The 1,769-nt window shown below is 37.7% G+C and carries 3 protein-coding genes; all 3 read right to left on the reverse strand.

Annotated elements, in window-relative coordinates; translation table 11 throughout:
• Window positions 1-82: 82 nt before the first annotated feature.
• Entirely contained in the window at window positions 83-763 is a 681-nt protein-coding gene (locus Q8W40_RS27890) for a hypothetical protein (RefSeq protein WP_305402089.1), read from the reverse strand.
• A 169-nt stretch (window positions 764-932) separates the two neighbouring features.
• Window positions 933-1,178 (reverse strand): DUF2442 domain-containing protein, encoded by a 246-nt coding sequence (locus Q8W40_RS27895; protein WP_305402090.1) that lies wholly within the window; start codon window positions 1,176-1,178, stop codon window positions 933-935.
• A complete protein-coding gene (locus tag Q8W40_RS27900) occupies window positions 1,156-1,476 on the reverse strand; it encodes a DUF4160 domain-containing protein (protein ID WP_305402091.1) in 321 nt (106 codons plus the stop codon). Before Q8W40_RS27900 ends, Q8W40_RS27895 begins: the two co-directional genes overlap by 23 nt.
• Window positions 1,477-1,769 lie beyond the last annotated feature (293 nt).

The raw sequence follows: 1,769 nt of genomic DNA on the forward strand, positions 1-1,769 counted from the left end.
AATTCAATGCTAAGAGACGGTGTAATGTGGGATAAAGATAGCGTCAAAAATTAGCTATTGACTCCATAGTCTCTTGTATGGGCTAAATTTCGTAAGTCTCAAACCAACGACATTTAAGGTTTGGCTTTTTGCTCTTTAAAGAAGAGAAGTGCTCTTTCGTTGTAAACCTAGCGCAAAATAATACACGTATCTTAGGTAAATCTGCTAAGCACAGTATTGATTTATCCGTTAGGCTCACTGACGTTAAAAACAATGCTTCTAAATTTGGCAATGTACTGATTGGCTGCAAAGATAAGACCTTTTGATTTGTATACATCGTCCCTTCAACACCTAAACTTATGAGCTCTGTAAAACCCGATAGACATTCTAAATTATTTAGTCTTTTCGCGCCCTCTATAAATAGATAGCGCAAATTAGGTAGGCTTGCTAAAACCTCAAAATCTTCAGCCTTGCTGACTTCTGAAATTTTAAGCGTTTCCAACTTATTCAAATTAATCAATGGAAGTAGCGTGTCTGACGATAGCCTCTCAATTTCCAAATATTCTAAGTTTTGCAGTTCTGCTATTTCACTAAGGAATTCACCGTTTACCTGCTTGGCTGACAAACGTGTAATTTGCTGTGAAAATGAACTGATTCCTTTGTGTGATTTCCCTTCACGATAAAATGAAACCCAACGCCAATCTAACTCAATGTCATTTATATTGGTGACACATCGAGGCCATTCCGACCAATTCTGATTACATCTATACTTATCATTAATCATATTACTTTCGACCAAGTTAATACTGAGCCCTAACGCCAGCTTAAGCCGCTGCCAACGCAATACAACGGCTACCGCATTGCGCCTTAAACACAATTATTACTGCAAACCAAAAATGCCACGCGTTGGCGGTCGGCTTGAAGCGTTTGTTATAAGCTTTCCTTCCGCAGCCCTAGATTTTATTGTGATATAAATCCATGACTGGAAAAATCATCGTGTAGTCGTCCCAATTAAGGTTCCCATCTAAGATCTCAAAAGATAGGAATTTATCAATTGACTTGTACTGATCGTAGTCAGGGTGACCATTGCTAAAAATAAAGGACGAAAAGTCGACGGTACTCTTGTGACCATCACTAAATTCCAACTCAAGAATATGACTTGTTAGGTGTTTAGCTTTAAGAATTAATAGCTCTGACATTTTTCACCTTTTTCGTAATACTAATAGGGCTGACATGCTTTTTCTTTACAAAGTAGTCTACCCATTTATCAACAATGTCACTAGCATAAACTTCGACAAACTCCTGAAATTCTTTCTTTTTCTTTGAGTCTAGTCCGACCCCTTTATCTTTAATTACAATTTTGGTGATACGTCCGTTTTTGAGGTGTATTTCTGCTTTTGATTCTTTACCTTGATGCTTTCCATGTATATGGATAGGTTCGTGCTCGTTGCTGTAGAAGAATAAAACAATTCCTAAATACTCATAGATCTTTGGCATATTGATTTTCCTTTAAAAAAACAAATATGCAACTTATAGCATTTAAAGATTTTAAGTAACCACTACATTTGAAGTCACTCGAATAGTTGAAAAGTATCCGCAAAGCTTATAACGCCCGCTTAAGTCGCTGCCAACGCAATACAACTGCTACCGCATTGCGCCTTAAACACAATTACTACTGCAAACCAAAAATGCTACGCGTTGGCGGTCGGCTTGAAGCGTTTGTATGGATAATCTTCCCTAAATTCGGGTAATGTGAGACCCAGGCTTTAGCGGCAACTAAAGCTTTCTAT

It is taken from the genome of Vibrio penaeicida (assembly GCF_030689305.1).
Taxonomy (GTDB): domain Bacteria; phylum Pseudomonadota; class Gammaproteobacteria; order Enterobacterales; family Vibrionaceae; genus Vibrio; species Vibrio penaeicida_B.

What these genes read in the sequence shown, in the direction of transcription:
- Q8W40_RS27890 (WP_305402089.1), bottom strand. Translation starts at nt 763, where the DNA reads ATGATTAATGATAAGTATAGATGTAATCAGAATTGGTCGGAATGGCCT.
- Q8W40_RS27895 (WP_305402090.1), bottom strand. Translation starts at nt 1,178, where the DNA reads ATGTCAGAGCTATTAATTCTTAAAGCTAAACACCTAACAAGTCATATT.
- Q8W40_RS27900 (WP_305402091.1), bottom strand. Translation starts at nt 1,476, where the DNA reads ATGCCAAAGATCTATGAGTATTTAGGAATTGTTTTATTCTTCTACAGC.